This is a genomic window from Xanthocytophaga agilis (genome assembly GCF_030068605.1).
GTDB lineage: Bacteria > Bacteroidota > Bacteroidia > Cytophagales > 172606-1 > Xanthocytophaga > Xanthocytophaga agilis.
In genome coordinates this window covers 35,407-53,413 of the sequence record NZ_JASJOU010000024.1, presented here as the reverse complement: position 1 = coordinate 53,413, position 18,007 = coordinate 35,407, and the positions used below count along the sequence as shown (strand labels likewise).

At 40.0% G+C, this 18,007-nt stretch carries 17 protein-coding genes; 7 read left to right on the top strand and 10 right to left on the bottom strand.

Annotated features, from left to right (window positions below; genetic code table 11):
• Positions 1-134: 134 nt before the first annotated feature.
• Together QNI22_RS38090 and QNI22_RS38085 are read left to right on the top strand one after the other, a co-directional pair.
• Positions 135-1,133, top strand: coding sequence for a hypothetical protein (locus tag QNI22_RS38090; protein WP_314519588.1), 999 nt, complete (start codon positions 135-137; stop codon positions 1,131-1,133).
• A gap of 75 nt (positions 1,134-1,208) precedes the next feature.
• Complete coding sequence (locus QNI22_RS38085; RefSeq protein ID WP_314519587.1) at positions 1,209-1,826, top strand: hypothetical protein; 618 nt, start codon at positions 1,209-1,211, stop codon at positions 1,824-1,826.
• Between the two features lie 313 nt (positions 1,827-2,139).
• Here the strand turns inward: QNI22_RS38085 and QNI22_RS38080 are convergent, their stop codons facing one another.
• The 5 genes from QNI22_RS38080 to QNI22_RS38060 all read right to left on the bottom strand — a co-directional run bounded on the left by QNI22_RS38080 (position 2,140) and on the right by QNI22_RS38060 (position 6,669).
• Positions 2,140-2,871, bottom strand: a complete 732-nt coding sequence (locus QNI22_RS38080; RefSeq protein ID WP_314519585.1) for an SDR family oxidoreductase — start codon at positions 2,869-2,871, stop codon at positions 2,140-2,142.
• Positions 2,872-2,940: 69 nt separating this feature from the next.
• Positions 2,941-3,498, bottom strand: coding sequence for a Crp/Fnr family transcriptional regulator (locus QNI22_RS38075; protein WP_314519583.1), 558 nt, complete (start codon positions 3,496-3,498; stop codon positions 2,941-2,943).
• Between the two features lie 49 nt (positions 3,499-3,547).
• Positions 3,548-4,321 (bottom strand): helix-turn-helix domain-containing protein, encoded by a 774-nt coding sequence (locus QNI22_RS38070; RefSeq protein ID WP_314519581.1) that lies wholly within the window; start codon positions 4,319-4,321, stop codon positions 3,548-3,550.
• An 88-nt stretch (positions 4,322-4,409) separates the two neighbouring features.
• Positions 4,410-5,063, bottom strand: coding sequence for a bifunctional 4-hydroxy-2-oxoglutarate aldolase/2-dehydro-3-deoxy-phosphogluconate aldolase (locus QNI22_RS38065; protein ID WP_314519579.1), 654 nt, complete (start codon positions 5,061-5,063; stop codon positions 4,410-4,412).
• Between the two features lie 25 nt (positions 5,064-5,088).
• On the bottom strand, positions 5,089-6,669 hold the full coding sequence (locus tag QNI22_RS38060) for a phytoene desaturase family protein (protein ID WP_314519578.1): 1,581 nt from the start codon (positions 6,667-6,669) through the stop codon (positions 5,089-5,091).
• 151 nt (positions 6,670-6,820) lie between these two features.
• Between QNI22_RS38060 and QNI22_RS38055 the strand changes: the two genes are divergently transcribed.
• A complete protein-coding gene (locus QNI22_RS38055) occupies positions 6,821-7,585 on the top strand; it encodes a hypothetical protein (RefSeq protein ID WP_314519575.1) in 765 nt (254 codons plus the stop codon).
• A gap of 27 nt (positions 7,586-7,612) precedes the next feature.
• On the top strand, positions 7,613-8,434 hold the full coding sequence (locus QNI22_RS38050; protein ID WP_314519573.1) for a hypothetical protein: 822 nt from the start codon (positions 7,613-7,615) through the stop codon (positions 8,432-8,434).
• A 317-nt stretch (positions 8,435-8,751) separates the two neighbouring features.
• Here QNI22_RS38050 and QNI22_RS38045 read toward each other — a convergent pair whose 3' ends face one another.
• Entirely contained in the window at positions 8,752-9,957 is a 1,206-nt protein-coding gene (locus QNI22_RS38045; protein ID WP_314519571.1) for an NAD(P)/FAD-dependent oxidoreductase, read from the bottom strand.
• A gap of 75 nt (positions 9,958-10,032) precedes the next feature.
• On the opposite strand from QNI22_RS38045, the gene QNI22_RS38040 reads away from it, so the two are divergent.
• Both QNI22_RS38040 and QNI22_RS38035 read left to right on the top strand, forming a co-directional pair.
• Positions 10,033-10,758 carry a DUF3891 family protein gene (locus tag QNI22_RS38040; protein ID WP_314519570.1) on the top strand — a complete coding sequence of 242 codons (726 nt, stop codon included), beginning with the start codon at positions 10,033-10,035 and terminating at the stop codon, positions 10,756-10,758.
• A 214-nt stretch (positions 10,759-10,972) separates the two neighbouring features.
• Entirely contained in the window at positions 10,973-11,389 is a 417-nt protein-coding gene (locus QNI22_RS38035) for a DUF4870 domain-containing protein (protein WP_314519569.1), read from the top strand.
• 86 nt (positions 11,390-11,475) lie between these two features.
• Here QNI22_RS38035 and QNI22_RS38030 read toward each other — a convergent pair whose 3' ends face one another.
• Positions 11,476-12,117 (bottom strand): response regulator, encoded by a 642-nt coding sequence (locus QNI22_RS38030; RefSeq protein WP_314519568.1) that lies wholly within the window; start codon positions 12,115-12,117, stop codon positions 11,476-11,478.
• An 82-nt stretch (positions 12,118-12,199) separates the two neighbouring features.
• Here QNI22_RS38030 and QNI22_RS38025 point away from each other — a divergent pair, with 82 nt between their 5' ends.
• Entirely contained in the window at positions 12,200-13,933 is a 1,734-nt protein-coding gene (locus QNI22_RS38025; RefSeq protein WP_314519566.1) for a tetratricopeptide repeat-containing sensor histidine kinase, read from the top strand.
• Here the strand turns inward: QNI22_RS38025 and QNI22_RS38020 are convergent.
• From QNI22_RS38020 to QNI22_RS38010, 3 genes are all read right to left on the bottom strand, one after another.
• Complete coding sequence (locus QNI22_RS38020) at positions 13,925-14,668, bottom strand: esterase family protein (protein WP_314519564.1); 744 nt, start codon at positions 14,666-14,668, stop codon at positions 13,925-13,927. The genes QNI22_RS38025 and QNI22_RS38020 overlap by 9 nt on opposite strands.
• 63 nt (positions 14,669-14,731) lie before the next feature.
• A complete protein-coding gene (locus QNI22_RS38015; protein ID WP_314519562.1) occupies positions 14,732-15,325 on the bottom strand; it encodes an SGNH/GDSL hydrolase family protein in 594 nt (197 codons plus the stop codon).
• A gap of 161 nt (positions 15,326-15,486) precedes the next feature.
• Positions 15,487-17,883, bottom strand: coding sequence for a glycoside hydrolase family 31 protein (locus QNI22_RS38010; protein ID WP_314519560.1), 2,397 nt, complete (start codon positions 17,881-17,883; stop codon positions 15,487-15,489).
• Between the last annotated feature and the right edge of the window lie 124 nt (positions 17,884-18,007).

Here is an 18,007-nt window from a genome sequence, read left to right as displayed (position 1 = left end):
AGAATTACAATCAGAATGTATGCCTGATCCAGTCAGTTTATTTTGCTGCCAGAAATTTCACCTCTGATAGAATTTAAGTAAATTACCCGACAGTTACATTATATTACTCCTCTCAAAAGAATCGGCTACATTCTTTGTATATCTTACTAACTCATTATGAGAGGTTTTTTCTTTCTGATACTTCTGACTCTGGCATCCTGTACCACATTATTGAAGAGAAAACATATAATCTTACCATTACTTCTGATGTTCAGAACAGTAAAGCTGTTGTTAACCAGACTACCTATAATTTGCCTGCCATAGTCAAGGTAAAAAGGTCCAAAGAAGATTTACCTATCAAGCTGATAACTGATTCCACAACAGCTTTATATACACTCAAATCGTCTCTCAACCCACATTTTATCTACGGAAATCTAGTATGGACCTATATTGCTCCGGCAGCCTATCTCATTGACCTTACTAACCCTAAACGATTTTACTATGGCAATCATGTCTATTTAAGGATCAAAGACTCAACAACAACCATTGAATCTGGCCCAGTGAAAAGCTGGAAGAATTACTTTGCGAAAGACTACTCCATACCTAAAGGCCACATAGATCTAACATTTTCCACACCCTATATAAACAGCTTTTCATTAAAACCTGCTCAGGAAAAACGTCAATCAAATACAGGTTTCTGGGGTGCGGCTATTGGCATTAACTATTATTACCAGACAAACAGATATCTGCGACTAACTGCCAATGCTGCTGCAGACTTTTTTTTACCTATACCCGCAGCTGTAGATCTTAGTGGAGAATATCAACTTATCACCTCTACCTATCTGAGCCTGACAAACAATTATTGTAAGAAACGTTTTGTGTATGGGTATGGTCTCAACTTTTCCAGAAATACCTGGGACTTTCGCTACTATGATCGGTTTTCACCTCCACCTCCTACCCGTGATCCGGTAAAGAAAACAAGTCATTCACTGGGAGTTACTCTAAATGGATATCATATGTTTTCCAAGTACCTCTTTGCCGGACTTATTTACCGCCCTACACTTTTGAGATTTGATACAAAGCCTCAGCTGGCTTACGAACATCTGATTAGTGTTGAAATAGGATGCCAATTATCGCTCAGAAAGTCAAAGTAACAGAATGGAGGTTACTACTAATATGAAAGTACAATTAAGTAGTATTAGCAAAATATATAACAGGTAGTATAACCCATGTCCGAGAACTACACCAAAGGAGCTACACTTTTGCGGATAAGTTACATCACAGCATTATCTCCACTTATTACAGGCAGTAGTATTTTTCTTTATTGGTTTTATAAACGGACTTACTTTGCAGAATCAGTTGAGATAGAAATCATTGCATTCTTTACAATTCTAGCTTATTTCCTCTTTAGTTTGGCAACACTGATTCTATGCATCATATTCATTTTCAAATACAAGTCCAGATGGACAAAGACACTACAACCTTTAGCGATTATAGTTATCACCTTTTTCACTATAGAGATATATGATAATTTATATCGGGCATTAGAAGAAAAAGCATTTGTTCAGATCATAAATGATAGTAATTTAACAATCTCCCGCATCTGGTCAGATAGTTTTGAATTAGATAATTTGTCGAAAAGAGGGAATACCTTTGTCATTTCGTTTTACCCAATATACACCTATGACTGGGATCACCCGTTATCCATTGGTGAAAATTATATGTTACATCCTGTCTACATTACTCTGTCAGGAAGGGATGGTAAAGAAAAAAACTATCTTCTTCCAAGCTATTACAAAGGTAGTTGTGCGAACTTGAAGATATCGGATGTGTTAAATAACAAGTAGTCACAATTAACAGTAACCCGCAAGCCTATCTAATTAGCATGGAGTTTGGCAATCAGCAACCTAAACATGGCTCTCATTGTACCAACGCAGCAAACACTCAATGTGGGTAGAGCAAGAATAAAAATACTTTCTCCCCTTTTGTCCTTCTGCAAGAATCTTGTGACAAGACCGGCGGCCTTTCCGATCAGAGAGCATTTTTTTTCTCTAAAACCAAACATGGCTCTATTTGTCAAGAGATTCTTTCAGAAGGACAATAAAGGAAAGATGCTACTTCCAGAAAAATAGAAAACGTATAAAACAAAGCAAGATTACACTATACTCCTCTGTTCATGATCTTTTCTGCCAGAGCCGGACTCAATCTGTTTATCAGTTTGAGCAGTTTAACCTTTCCAATACTTATTTCAAAGTGATCTTTGCCGAATGCCCGAATAAATTCATTTACTAACTTTTCAGGCGAAATCTTGCCTTTGCCCCGCCCTTTGGTCATTTCGGTATCCACCAGAGGTGGAATGATTTCAAAGATCCGGATTTTATCAGATTGATCACGTAAAGCTTTTGAGAAAATATGTATTCCTGCTTTTGTAGCGCAATATACCGGCGCCTGCATTTTTGGTACAATACCCAAACCTGAAGATACATTTACCAGAGCTGCATTTGGTTGAAGTTGTAAAATCGGCCATAACAAAGCAGTTAGTTTCAAGGGAGCAAGCAGGTTAACCTCTACTTCATATTCAATCTTATTGATCAGATGTAGCTCTTGTTCAAAATCATAATTGTACTGAATTCCTGCATTGTTGATCAGAATATTTGTATCAGTATGCTTCTGTTCTACAAATGTTACCAGTCTATCCAGATCAGTAGTTTGAGATACATCGCATTCAAAAGGGATAATCTGATTGCTCATAGAAGCAAGTTCATTCAGCCGGTCACGATTTCGACCAACTGCAATGATTTGATTATCCAGTTCCAGAAACTTCAGAGTTAGAGCCTTTCCAATACCACTGGTAGCTCCTGTAATAAGAATTTTATTGCCTGTAAGCTGCATATAGTTATTTGCCTGTTTATACAAAGCTCCTATATGTATCAGGCTTGTGCATTTACATATGTAAAGGAATTATTTCTTTGCCCGAATACGGCTTAGCTGAGTAGGGGTAATTCCCAGATAGGAAGCAATATGGTATTGTGGTATCTGATTTTCAAGATCCGGATATTCCTGTTGAAAGCGTTTATACCGTTCATCGGCCTGTAATAATACCAAGTCTATCTCCCGCTTTTCTTTATATACATAAAAATATTCTGCCATCTTACGGGCAAATGTCTCTATTGTTCTGTGATGTTCAAACAGAGTTGTTACCTCATTATAGTTTGCCACCAGTATACTGCAGTCTGTCAATGCCTGCAGATTAATCTGATTAGAGACTTGCATAACCAGAGAGGCATAGGCACCTATAAATTCATTATCAGTAAAAAAGGTCTTGTTGTACTCCTGCCCTTCTGTGTTACGATAAAACGCCCGAACCACACCTTTTGTCAGAAATCCAATCTGATATTCTTGTCGCCCTGCTTCCGCAAAATACTCTCCACGTTTCAGTATACTTTCAGTAAACAGTTGGCTGAAAGCAATCCAGTCAGTAGCATCCAGCTTAACAATCTGATCGACATACTTTTGCAAAGCTTCTAACACAATAAAATGGGATTAAGAGAAAACAAACAAGTTGTGGTTACCAAAACGATGCTGATCTGAAAAAGTCGTGAGGAGCCTGACCTGTAAACAAACGAAAGCTTTTAATAAAGTGTGACTGATCAAAATAACCTGCGTCATAAGCGGCTTCGGTAAGGCTTTGAGCCGATGAATAGGTCGTAATAAAATTACGTAGCCGAACAATAGAGGCAAATTGCTTAGGAGAGGTACCTACCACACGTCGAAACCGTTTCTCAAAAGGATCACGGCTTAATGGCACATCCTGTACAAGTTCTTTGATGCGTATATTTCCTTGAGCCAGCCGGATCTTTTGCAATGAATTAAGGATAAGCAGATCTGGCTCACGAACCTTTAATTCACCCATCAGAAATTGTTCTACAACTCGTATACGTTGTATAGTATTCTGTACTTCTGCCAGTTGTGCTTCAATATCTCTCACCTTCCAGGCAGGTATCAGGTTATCTAGTGATGTACTGATGCCTGCTAGTTCAAACAAAGGATCTTTGAAAAAAGCAGATGCTCCATATTCATTAAAGATTACCAGCAGATTGGTCGTCTGTGGCGTATAGTGCATTGTACGCGAAGCCGTCCGAATACCTGTAATAACAGAGGAAGGTAAAACAATACTCTCACTTTCTTCTCTGGTTTTTACCAATCCCTTACAACGGAATGCCAGTACAATAGAAGTATCAGGTAGTATCCTATTCTCCTGCATATGCTCACTCTCAATAAGTACAAACTGCTTAATGAAAGGCTTTAAGGCTTCTCTTGGGAAGTATCGTTGAATATGCATAACTCAGATCAAAAAGTAAGATTGGAGTTGGTATAGCAAACAATTCAGAGGTCTACATATGTCCAACAGAAAACTCCGCAGATCCGTTCTATGTCTGAACAGCTTGAAAAGCCTGAACTTTCTCTACAAATTGCTTGAATATACCACTTACTTGTTCCCATTCCCGTTGCTGAATCAATTCTTTTGGAAAAAGTTGTCCTCCCATACCCAGACCTTTTGCTCCAGCTTTCAGAAATGTAATACAGTTCTCAAGATTAACGCCTCCTGTAGGCATTAGTTTGATCTGATTCAGAGGCGCCAGGACTTCTTTAATGAATTCTGGCCCTAACCGGGAAGCTGGAAACACTTTTACCATACTAGCCCCCCACTTCCATGCCTGATAAATTTCAGTAGGCGTATAGGCTCCCGGAAAGATAGGTACACCTTTGGCAACGCAGCTTTTAATTACGTCTTCATCCAGAATAGGTGTCACAATAAACTGTGCTCCTGCATGTAATGCCTTGTCCAGATCATCCAGAGTGCATACTGTACCCGCTCCGATATTCAACCGGGTTCCATATTTCTGACACAGAAAAGCAATTGTAGACTCAGCACCTTCTGAGTTCATGGTTATCTCCAGATTGGTAAGGCCAGACTCTGCATAGTAAAAAGCCAGGCCATCCATGGTTTCAGTGGGAAAATTACGCAAAATGCCTACAATAGGCATCTGATAAAATAAATCCCAGGAAAATGTATTGTTCATACTATAAGATCTATAATATAATCATTTACTTACGTTTCTCAGAAAGTATCTTCATGGCGGCATTATGTCCGGGTATACCACTAACAGCACCACCTCTGCGAGCACCTGAGCCACACAGATAAATACGTTCGTGATTTGTTTCTACCCCCCAGGTCTGGTTTTCGTCTGCGTTCTCTGCAAAGAACCAACTCAAGGCATTGTGAAAAATATTGCCTTGTGGCATTCCCAGTTCCCGCTCCAGATCCAGTGCACTTTTAGCCTCTATACAAGGCTTTCCATACATATCTTCTGCAATACAAGCTTCCAATGGTTCTTCCAGGTATTCGTTAATTCCAGCAATATAACTTGCTATCACCTGTTTTTTGGTAGCAATGTTTCGGTCTGTAAACAACCGATAGGGTAAATCAAGTCCAAACAAGGTCAGGGTATGGAAACCTATCCGGGTCATTTCAGGCGACATAACGGTACTATCTGTCAATGTATGACAGTATACTTCACCAGGCAATACCTGTGGTAGCTTTCCAGCCATTGCCTCCCGATAAGACTGCGCCATCTGACTGTATGACTGATTGATATGAAACGTTCCGGCAAACGCATCTTCAGCAGAGATGTTTGGCTGCTTTAAGTCAGGCAACCTTTTCAGCAAAAAATTGATCTTAAAAGCTGTACCTTCATCTTCCGGATCAGGAGTATAGGAATCTCCCATCCAGTCAGCTAGTTGTTGGGGTGCAGCATTAATTAATACATAAGAAGCTTTTATTTCCTGTGCCACATTATTCTGTGTAAATGCAACAGTATGGTATGCACTGCCTTTTCTGATATCTGTTACATTAGCACTTGCCAGCATATTGACACCGTATTGGTTTGCGCAGGATATCAATGCCTGTACTACATTACCCATTCCACCCAAAGGTACACGCCACTCGCCGGTTTTATTTCCTATTACGTGGTACAGATAGGTACGATTTTGAAGCAATGATTCATCATGTGCCTGTGTAAAAGCGCCAATTTTCGCATCCGTCAGCAATACTCCCCTTAAAATATCGTGCTGCACATGTGATTCGATCAACTCCCCTATTGGCTTTTCTATCAGCCATTTCCATGCAGATTGTTCATCTGCTGTGGTAAATCTTCTTTCCCACTCCTGTCGGCTTTGCAAGGGTTGTAAAAATGAATCCCAGATTTTCTCGGCCATCAGGTGATTAACTCCCTGAATCTTCTGATATCCCTTATAGTCTCCTGGATGTAAAGACTCTATCTGTTGTTGTGTCAGTTCTTCATTCTCGTTGCTGATCAATAACCCATTGTACCTTCCATTCTCATTAAAAGGTGTATAGGAAGCAATCTTACGCCTTCTTAACAAAAGACGCAGGTTCAGATCTTTGACAATCTTTTCAGGAAACAAACTTACCAGATAAGAATAGCGGGACAGACGGGCATCGTAATCAGGAAATATTTGTTGAGAGGTGGTGGCTCCTCCGATATAGTCATTTTTCTCTATAATCAACACTTTTTTACCGGCTTTAGCCAGATAGCAGGCTGATACCAAGCCGTTATGACCTCCTCCTACAATCACTACATCGTAACTCGTTTTTAATACAAACATAAAAAGTAAAATGATCGGCCTAAAAATAGAGGAAATGATGCGATTTGTAAAAGTATCTTAGTGGAGATTTTATTTTTCTATCTTTGGCCAGGGTCTATACAAAAGGGGAAAACAGAGAGAGATCTGGAGATCATCTTATTAATTCATTACTATGACAAAAACAATTCTAAGCCTTCTGTTTATCCTTTTCCTTTGTATTACACAAGTGCAAGCGGGCTGGTATGAATGTTATACTTACAAAGGAAGCATTGGTAAATATCCCATTACACTTTCCATACAAGTACGGGATGGTTTTTTTGGGGAGAAAGACAAAAAAGATTTTAATCTGATTGGCGTCTATAAGTACGATGCGTATAACACCCCCATACGACTGGAAGGAAAGCTCAACAGGCAGACCAAAAAGGTAGTATTGTATGAGGCAAACGACCAAAAACAAAGAATTACGTTTGAATTTGAGTTTTCTGAGAAGAGGAGTACAGGAGTATGGAAAAATCTTTCCACTCAAAAGACCTTCCCATTACACCTCAACTATGTGTCAAAGTTGATAGAACTCACCCCTGAATCTGCCATTGTCAATAATGAAGTTCTCCAGACAAATTCGCTGGAAAATTATTATTTCATAGGCATTTACTCCAAAAAACCAGGGGAAGACAGAGTCCATATGGACAAGCTTAAGATCATTAACAAGAAAGATAATACTCTCTTCCAGGTCATTGATCTTTCAGCTGTTGAGACCCAAACCGGAAATGTCAAAACCATTATCTATGACAATGTAGAAGTCTATAATCCCCACAAAAAAGAATTTCTTGTATGGAATGATATTGGCAGAATGGGTGGTTATCTGACAGTCGCATTTAATCCCAAAACACAGAAATTCAAACTAGATCCTGAGCCACAGATCGATGGACCAGAATAACAACTCTCTTGAGAAAAGCAATTTTCTATGGACAAAAAAGCAAAGAACTTTCTCTTTAAAACCTATTGGAAAAACGGATGGGTCAGTCGGGTATATACAGATCCCGACGATTTTGACTATGCCAAATCCAAAGGATTAATGTTTGATCCTCTGACTATTTCACATGACCAGTGCCTAGTACAGATACATGGACTACTTTCTGTGATTTCAATAGACAAAGTAGTCAAAGCATTTCTGAGTAGTTTGTCAACAAGACGTCTGGACTGGCGTTCAGGCATTGCTTCTTATTTTATTGCTCAGCAACTACCACCACACATCTATACAAAGGTTATTTCTGGTCAATCCTATGACAATACAGGAAAAGTAACTCATACAAGTTATACCTGTGGTATCTGTAGAGATTTGAAGTATGGCATAATAGGAGACGAATTTTATAAACATATAGATCTCAATGTGCTCAACTTTGAAAGAATCAAATGGGGAGGTGTGAGACATGGACATCTGGAATACACTTTTTTTGACTTACAACAATTTCAACTGGCAGAAATACCAGAGCCCACAGCAGAAGACATTACCATCTTTCGATCTATGCTGGAGATTATTGAAAGCAGCCAGCCTACAGACTATCCGGGTGCTCTGGAAAAAAAACTAGCCTCTGTTATACCATCCACCAAAGATGAACGAAAAGTTCTCATAGAGATACTGGCGTGTATCGATATTTTAAAACCTGCCTCGTATAACAGACCCAGCAGAGGAAAAGGTGACTGGATTTTTGCAGAATCCTGGAGAGGAGAAGACAAGTATGATAAAGCTTCGCTGGAGAAATATTTTGGAGGGTATATTAGGTAAAATAGGAGGCAATAACTTCTTCAATCATGTATTTTCAAAATGCTGATCTTCTCTCTTCTTGTAGCTTCTTCATTTTTTGCTTGCCAAAAAATGAAGCAAAAAAGGGCACCTTTTCCCGATCCTTCCACCCGCAAGGCCAAAGGCCAACCTCGCGGGAAAAGGATTGCCTACGCACCTACACGACCACACACGATTGAAGTTATCTTTGCTCTCTTTGTAAATTAACTTTTCGTTGGATAACACAGGTTAAGTAAACAGTATCGAACAGAGTTTGGACTAACAACTTTCTAATTAAGCTAAGCCTTCTTTTAAAACATCTAATGCCTCTTGAAAGAAAAAATAGCTTCATCTGAATTCTTCTTTCCCATGTACAAATCCCGGATTATTTCGGCAGCAATCAGGCTAAATGTAATCCCATTGCCACCAAATCCTAAGGCAAAATAGGTTAGCGGCCGTTCGGGGCTTTGGCCTATGTAAGGCAATCCGTCTTTCGTTTCAGTAAAAGTACCAGCCCACTGGTAATCAATCTGATAGCGTATAGAAGGAAACTTCTTTTCAAATGCTCTTTTTAACGCTTCACTTTTACGAGGAATTAAAGCATCCCTGCGTTTCGGATTGTAAAAAGGCTCATCTCTCCCGCCAACCAGAATTCGTTTGTCTACTGTAGTTCGCATATACAGGTAAGGGCGATCAGTCTCCCAGATCAGACAGTTTCCATACCATATCGCTTCATCAGGCATAGGTTCACTGATGATAGCAAAGGTAGAGTTTAGATTTTCAACAGGTTGTTTCAGATACTTTTGTGACTCATAGCCTGCTGCTATAACCAATCGTTTTGCTTCAATGGTACAATCTTCTGTGGTTGTTATTCGTACATGATTGGATGCATAGTGTATATCCTTAACCTCTGTTTTATCATACACTTTGCCTCCCATAGCAACAATCTTCTTTAAAAGAGCATGCGTAAGACGATAGGCATCGACCTCTGCCGCTTTATCGGAAAGTAGACCAGCAGGTGTTGAAAAATGAAATTTGTCAGCAATCTCATCTTTATCAAGCCAGCTAAGTGCAATGCCATGTTTTCGACGAAGTTCATACTCCTCTTTTAATGCAGCTACATGTCGTGTACTGGAAGCATAATAAAAACTTTTACGGTTACGAAAAGTTTTGCCCTCTCCAACTGTAGAAGCAATGTCTCCTACTTTATCAATTGCATCCAGACACAAATGATAACTTCGTACAGCATGTTTCTCTCCAACCATGGGGATCAACTGATACAAAGGTGTGTCGATTTCATACTGCAACAAAGCTGTACTGGCGCATGTACTCCCCATTCCAACATGACGGCGATCTACTAAAGTGACCTCAACTCCAGCCTGAGCCAGATGATATCCTACCAAAGCTCCTGTAATTCCTGCCCCTATAATAAGTACTTCAGTTTTGGTATTGTGTTTCAGACTGTTGTAAGACTTTATAAATCCATCTTTTATAAGCCAAAAAGGTGTTTCGCTACGTAAATCCATATATAGTTAAGAGGTACAATTATTTTCTCTTAACTAGTATTTATCCTATACTGTTTGCAAAAGTTAAAATCTTTTATGTTAGTAAGTCCTATAGAAAATGGCTGGAAGATAATTTATCAGCGAGCACATGGCCTTCTGGCAGCTCAAATCGCATCTCATTGGAAATTCTCAGAACCACCACTTTACTGGACTGAAACACTGGTTGCGATTGCAGAGCATGACGATGGACTGGCCGAATCATTTACCAGTGAAAATCTCACTGAGGCTGGTGCACCCAAGCATTTTCAGTTGATGGAATTTAGTGTGGAACAGTACCAAAATGTTATGGAGATTTCAGCCTCCAAGAGCCGCTGGAATGCATTACTAACGTCTATGCATCTGGAATTTCTGTATACATCCAAACGCCATACCAATCCGCAACTGGATCAGTTCCTGCAACAGCAGGAAACTCTTCGAAAACAGCTTATAAAAGAACTGAATATTACCAAACAGACTGCCAATAAAAGCTACCGTCTGCTGGAATGGAGTGATGCATTGTCTTTACTTCTATGTATGAGTCAGATTCAACCAGAACAACGTCTGGTTGAAATCAGTACGGGCCCTGATGGAATACACCATCAGCTCTGGCAGGATAAAAAAGGGATGTTACATGTTGACCCCTGGCCCTTTGTCGACCATTCGTTTACCATAGAAGTAGAGTATCGCATCCTTACTCAACTTTCTTTTTCTTCTCTTTCTGCATTTACAACCGCTCTGCAAAAAGCAAAAGTAGAAGTAGATACCTGGACATTCAGCCGATAATTCTATAAGCTTCTTACTTTTTTGAATGGTAAGACCTGACTGTAGCACTCAACCCGTCGATTGGCTACTTCTTCCATTCAAAAAATAGGTTGCGTCTATTCTTGGATAAAAAAAAATCATAAAACATGGTTACCTTTTATATATATCACCATAAACATTTAAAAGCATAACAAGTTGATAAGTTTTTGACTTACAGAAATTTACAACAGGGACTATGCAAGAAAACATTACTATAAAACTATTTACATTTATCCACTTATTATCTTTTACAAACATGGAAGAACAACCAAGTCACCAAATCGTTCCTGTTACTGACGATGGTAAAACTATTGCGATCATAAGCTACTTAACTCTTGTTGGATTCATCATTGCATTGATTATGCACAGTAGTAATAAGACATCACTAGGAGCCTTTCACTTACGTCAGATGTTACTATTAATAATTATAGGTATTGCAGTTGGTTTTGTTGCATGGATACCCATACTAGGACAACTAGTTTGGCTTGTTACCTGTCTTGGCTTATTTGTTTTCTGGATTTTCGGACTAATTTCAGCTATTAATGGTGAAGAAAAACCAATGCCTTTAGTAGGAGCTAAAGCACAGGAAATGTTTGCAACAGTATTTAAGTAATTAACAGTTAGCGAAACCAATTACATACAATAAACCCAGCCTGTTTGGCTGGGTTTATTTTTATAGAATACTCTTTTATTCCAGTACTATGATAAGTATCCATACTGTACAGCCACTTTAATGAGACTGGCTACATTGTGTACATTTAGCTTTGCCAGCAGATTGCTCCGATGTGTCTCCACCGTTTTTTCGCTGATAAATAGCTGCTTAGCAATATCTTTGGTAGTCAATCCTTTTGCAATTAAATCCAGAACCTCCTTTTCTCTTCTGGAGAAACGCACATTATAGATATTTCCTTCCTGTTGCTTCTGTCTGTTCATTCCTTTCAACACAATCTCCATTACCTCTGCACTCTGATACGTGTTGCCTCCAAAAATGGTACGTATAGCCTTAAGCAACTCTTCCCTTCCAGTATTCTTTAATAAATATCCGGAAGCTCCGTTCTTGAACATTTTACGAATAAAACTTTCTTCACTATACATGGAGATTGCCAATACCTTTGTCTTCGGAAATCCTTCTACAATATGCTTACAGATGTCCAATCCGCTCTCTTTACCCATATTGATGTCCAGCAACACTATATCTATAGAGCTTTCCTGTAAGGCACTCCATACCTGAGCCCCATCCTGACAAGACCCAACCACCTCAATATCAGACTCCTGAGAAAGAAAGGAGGCAATCCCCTCTGTGAACATCTTGTGGTCGTCGGCCAATAAAACCTTTATCATGCGAAAATCCTGGAAAACAGTGTAGAAAGCTGGCAAAAATATAATATTTTCACCAAAAAATTTAATCTTTTATTTTCACTTTATGAGGAGGATCGTTCTGCTTATAGGTATAAGTTGTGGAATTTTCCTGTACTGTGTAGCTATTGCACAAACTCCCTATCCTGACCCTGAAAAGAATTACAATCAGGAAGAACTAATCCGATGGCTTCGTGACTTTCAGCAACAAAAAGATACACTTGGGATAGCATTCTGTTATCTGGCCTATGCCAAGAATCAGGAAAAGTGGAATGATCCTGAAGAGTCTCCTGTCTATAGCTACAGCAATAGTATGGAAATGTTTCGTCTCAAAGGCGATTCGCTGAACTACTATGAGGCGATGGGAGCTTTGGGTATTTACTTTATGGACAGGCCCTTGTTTCGTCAGTTTGCCAAAGAATATATAACACAGTCAGTAGCCTACTTCAAGCGCAGCCATATTCCACAGAAAGAAATTGGACATCTGATCAATTTAGCCAATGTGCATGTACAGGAAGGTCTCATTCCTGAAGCCACCCAAATGCTGCAAAGAGCAGATCAATTAAACAACAAGTTAAGAATCCCACTATTTCAGGGAAGAACGGATGCGGCATGGGCTGATTTATATGGTCACATTTTTAATAATGCCAAGGCCCTTGCCTATGCTGATAAAAGTCTCCAGATAGCCCGGCAAGCACATATCGAATGGCTGGAAGCCCTGTCTCTCTATTACAAAGGTCGTTCCTATAAAGATATGGGCCAGTTTACTGAAGCCATCCCTACCCTTATGGAAAGTCTGAAAATAACCGAATCCAATATCACGCTCCTTCAACTACGCAGGGAAGTATACCGAAGTCTGGGATATGCTTACATGGATCTGAAAGACTATGAAAAAAGCACTCAGTATATGCTTAGAATGCAGGAAACAGCTGATTATGCCTATAATTCCAAAATAGAACGAGATATCAATTCGTTTAAAGACTATTTGCTTATTGGCCGTCAGAAAGAACAGCTGGCGAAGGCAGCTCTTGAAAAAAAGCTTACTCAATCAGAATTGGACCGTCTGCAATCCCGGCAGCAATTTTATATCATCATTGTTGTATTGGCGGTATGTCTGACTGGAGCATCCATATACATTGCAGCCAACCAGGTTCACTTAAATCAGTTACGGGATGAGAAAGTCAAGAAGAACCTTCAAATAGAAACTCTTAGTGCATTGATACAAGGTCAGGAAAGCGAACGTTCCCGCATTTCGCAGGAGTTACATGATGGAGTTGGAACGCTTCTCTCCCGTATAAAGATGTGTATAGAACATCCCAATATGTCCAGAGAGAAGGTCGTTCAGATGATTGACGATGCCTGTGGAGAAGTACGTTCCATCTCTGGCAACCTTCAACCCAATACTTTGGAAAAATTCGGTTTGATACGTGCGGTGGAAGATCTGATTATCAAACAAAAAGAAGAATCTCCACAGATTATCTTCCAGCATTTTGGTTCTCCTACCCCTATCACACCCGACAAAAATCTAATGATTTACCGAATCGTTCAGGAACTACTCACCAATGCACTCAAACATGCTGAAGCCTCTGAAATACTATTAGAGATTGTATATCAGAAGGAAGATATACTATGCCTCACAATAGAAGATGATGGGGTAGGATTTGATGAAAAAACCGTCGCTCCGGAAAGAAGTGGCTGGCGGAATATTCGGTCCCGAATAGAATACCTACAAGGTATGCTATGGCTTAATTCCGCTCCAGCCGTAGGTACATCTGTTACTATTCATATTCCTCTAGCATAAAAGCGCCTGCAGATATACACCTATCATCTGACGCCAGTAATGGGGTTTATGTGCACGTCCCTGCCATTCATAATAGGAATGACAGATCCGTTTTTGCCATAGCAACTGACTGAATGATCGATTATTTTCGAGAAAAGGGTCTTCATTGCCACAGGTCAATACAATCTCCATCTGTCGCAGATGTTCCAGCCAATACTCATCCTGCAGATTATAAAGAAAGTGACTGGGCGTATTAAAATAGATCTCCTCATCATAGTAATCGCCAAATAAACTGCTAAACTCTGCTACAGGTACAGACAAGTCATATCTTCCACTAAAGGCAATCACTTTATCAAAAAGTTGCGGATGCCGGAAGGCAATATTAACCGCATGAAAAGCACCTAAGCTACATCCATGTGAAATCAATGAAGAATTGGGATTCTTTTTCTCAGAAAAAGGCAGTACCTCTTTTAGCACATACTGCTCATATGCCAGGTGTCGGCGAATCCGATGTGGAGGATCGGCCCAGAAGTTATACAAACTTTCTCCATCAATGCTATCCACACAAAATAACTGTAACTCTCCATTGCACAGATGTGGCTTCAGTACTTCACTCAAACCCCAGTCTTCATAATCATAGAATCGCCCCATGCGTGCAGGAAATACCAATACGCGTGTTCCGGATGTTCCCAGAACCAATAATTCCATAGTGCGGTTCAGATGTGGACTAAACCATTGATGGTATTCGCGGTTCATTTTTTCGGATAAATTAACATCCGAATATAACTAATTGTATATTAACGCATTATTAATGAATCATTAAAAAATAATATGTGAATTTTGGCCAATAACTTCCTGCCATACCTGATAGCCTTTCACACTCAGATGTAATCCGTCATCCTGAAAAAGTTCTTTCCGGGGATATCCATTGGCATCCAGCATAGGCGTAAATACATCAATGTAATGCCATTGGGAACGGGCATGAATCTCTTTTTGTATAATCTGATTGGTATAGCGAATGCGGTCTATAATATCCCAGCGGGCAATACTCGGCTTGACAGACAAAAAGGAAACATTGACATCTTTCAGAGAGAGTGAGGCTTTTTCCATCAGTGCTACCAAAAACAATAGTACTTCTTCCGGATGCCTTCCGTCACCCAGATCATTGTCCCCTGCATAAATGATCAGACTTTGCGGATGATAAGGAACTACCACACGTTCAAAATACCAGGCACAAGCGGCAAGAGTAGACCCACCAAAGCCAAGGTTCAGAATATTGTGACCGGGAAAACTAGCAGCAATATCCCCCCACAACCGTACAGATGAACTGCCATAAAATACAATTTTCTTTTTAAGAGGATCGGGAAACTTTTTCTTTTCAAGCGATTTTACTTCGTCTTCAAACCAGAACATAATTCAATAGCGTATTGATCAGTCAGTAAAGTTACATTATTGCCAAACAATAGCTCCATGAAAAAACTGTTTCTCACAAAAGAGTATAGAAAAATAACTAAAAACCCCAGAGCAATTATCATAGATAACTCCCTGGGGTATAGTATGTACTTCTGCTCAGACTAATTAACGGATAACTCTGTATAATATTTTACTTTCCACTTCACTTTCCCATTAAGAGGATCTGTATCCACTACAAAAGCATTTCCTTTCCTGGTCAGGTTTACTGTTTTCACCACATTATCTGTTGGCAAACAAACTATCCCCTTTGCAGTGTTTCCACTGGCTGAATACACTACCAGATCCAGATTTGTCCAATCCATCTCAGCAGTAGATTGTGCCAGCTTGATATGTGGTAACACAGTTCCATCACGCACCAGTAGGATAATATCCAGTTCTCCTGCCTCAATGGTATGCCAGCCACCTGCATATACTTTACCTGTCTGGTAGTCGATCCACTGACCTTGTGGCAGATATACATTACGGCTACGCAAACCGCTTTCGAATAGCGGTGCAATCAGCATATCCGAACCAAACAAATACTCGTTGTCAACCTGCCATGCTCCCGGATCATTCGGAAACTCGACAAACAAAGCTCGTAATACAGGTAATCCTTTTTCTGTTGCCTGCTTTGCCTGTGCATAGATATATGGCATTAACTTATATCGCATTTCCGTTGCCTTACGAAAGTAATGATTAAAATTTTTACCATACTCCCATGGTTCCTTAGGTGCTTGTCCATGGCAGCGAGTATGAGAAGAGAAGAGTCCCATTAGCAACCACCGACGATAAAGCTCCTCAGGGGTTTTGGTAGTGAAACCGCCTGCATCATGACTCCAAAACGAAAATCCAGACAACCCCAATGATAGTCCACCTCTCAATTCAGATTCCATACCCATATCTGTAGATTCAGCATCCCCTCCCCAGTGCAACGGAAAACGCTGACTACCAGCCCAAGAACTTCTTGCCCAGATGATATTTTCATTATTGATTCGTTTGGTAATATCAGCTACAGCCGTTTGATAGCGTAAAGGATACAGGTTATGCTCATAGAAACCAGTACGCCCATTGGAGTAAACACCATTCAAAGGAGCCGCTTCACCAAAATCAACCTTAATAGCACTTACACCTTGTTTTAATAACCCTCCTATTTTGTCCTGATACCACTGAACAGTAGTTGGATTCGTAAAATCCAGCACAGCATCTTCATAAGGGATATTGCCTTTGCCATCTTTCACAGCCAGACCTTTGTCTACGATTTCAGTAAATAGCTTGTTTTTGGGTACAAAATAGGGCAACTGCCATAAGCAGGTATGAAAACCTTGTTTCTTTAGGTCCTGAATCATCCCAACAGGATCTTTAAAGCGGGAAGGTGCAAACTGGTAATCACAACGCCAGTCTGTTTCAAACCAACCTGTATCAAAGTGAATAACATCCGAAGGAATTTTATTTTCACGCAATTGTTTCGCAACCTTACGACCATCGTCTTCAGAGAAATAGGTAATACGGCTCATCCACAATCCAAATGACCATAAGGGTGGCATGGCAGCCTTGCCTGTCAGGTTTGTGTACTCATCCAGAATGTCTTTGGGTTCTCCTAGAAACACAAACAGATCCAGTTCATCGTCTCCAATCATCAGTGCATTGTTCGCATTAAAGGTAGCTCCAAAATCACAGGTAATTGGTGAAGATGTATGCATAAACATACCATACCCACGACTACTCATAAAGAACGGAACAGGCTTATAAATTTCGTTTGTCTCTACCCCATTGACATCATCGGCCCATAACACCACTTTCTGTCCGTACTTATTCAGTTTTGTAAACGACTCGCCACAGCCATAGATCTTTTCATCAGGCATCAGCGAAAATACGGCTGCTATGCTTCGGGAATAATCAGAAGCCCGTCGCACAAATGAAAAGGGTAAAGTAGGCGTAAATGAACTCTTTCCATCTGTTTGATGGCGTGTTTGCGTCAACAACCGTCCCTGTGCATCCCACACTTCTATTTTCCAGGGATTTTCTTTAATCACAATTCGTCCGAAGGCACTTTTGTATTGATGTCCACCTGCTACTTTAGCGTATTGCCACGATTTATCCGTCGCTGGTTCTATTACCAGCATCAGTGAAGGCTCACTTTTATGGTATTGAGGTCCGGATGTGGCACGAATCCGAATAGTTTTGGGTGATACAAACTGAATAGAGAATGGAAGTACCGGATCTGCCGCATATTCAATACCTGGAAATTCATTCTGTGGTGCCAGATCTAAGCCAGACATCGTATTGTCAAAGGCCTGTCGGGTAGTGTATCTGGCCCGCTTCCAGGTTATGGTACCCGATAGGGATGCAGGATCAAAGGTCTTAAGGTTATCGGCCAGAAAGTATGTATTGGTATAGTCTTTAAAGTCTTTGCTAATATCGACGGGGTCATTGAGAATAAAAGGAGTCTGTGCATTGGCTAATGGACTACTCATCAATGCAAAAACGCCTGCAACAAACCGGAATCGGTTTCTTTTCACTGGCTTTTCCATAAATAGGTAATAGAATAATAAGTAAAGATTGTATTTATATTTTTCTGTTTGTTCTAATGGAACCTCTTTAGGAGATAGAGATATTATTGAGAGACAAGCTTATGCAGTACAA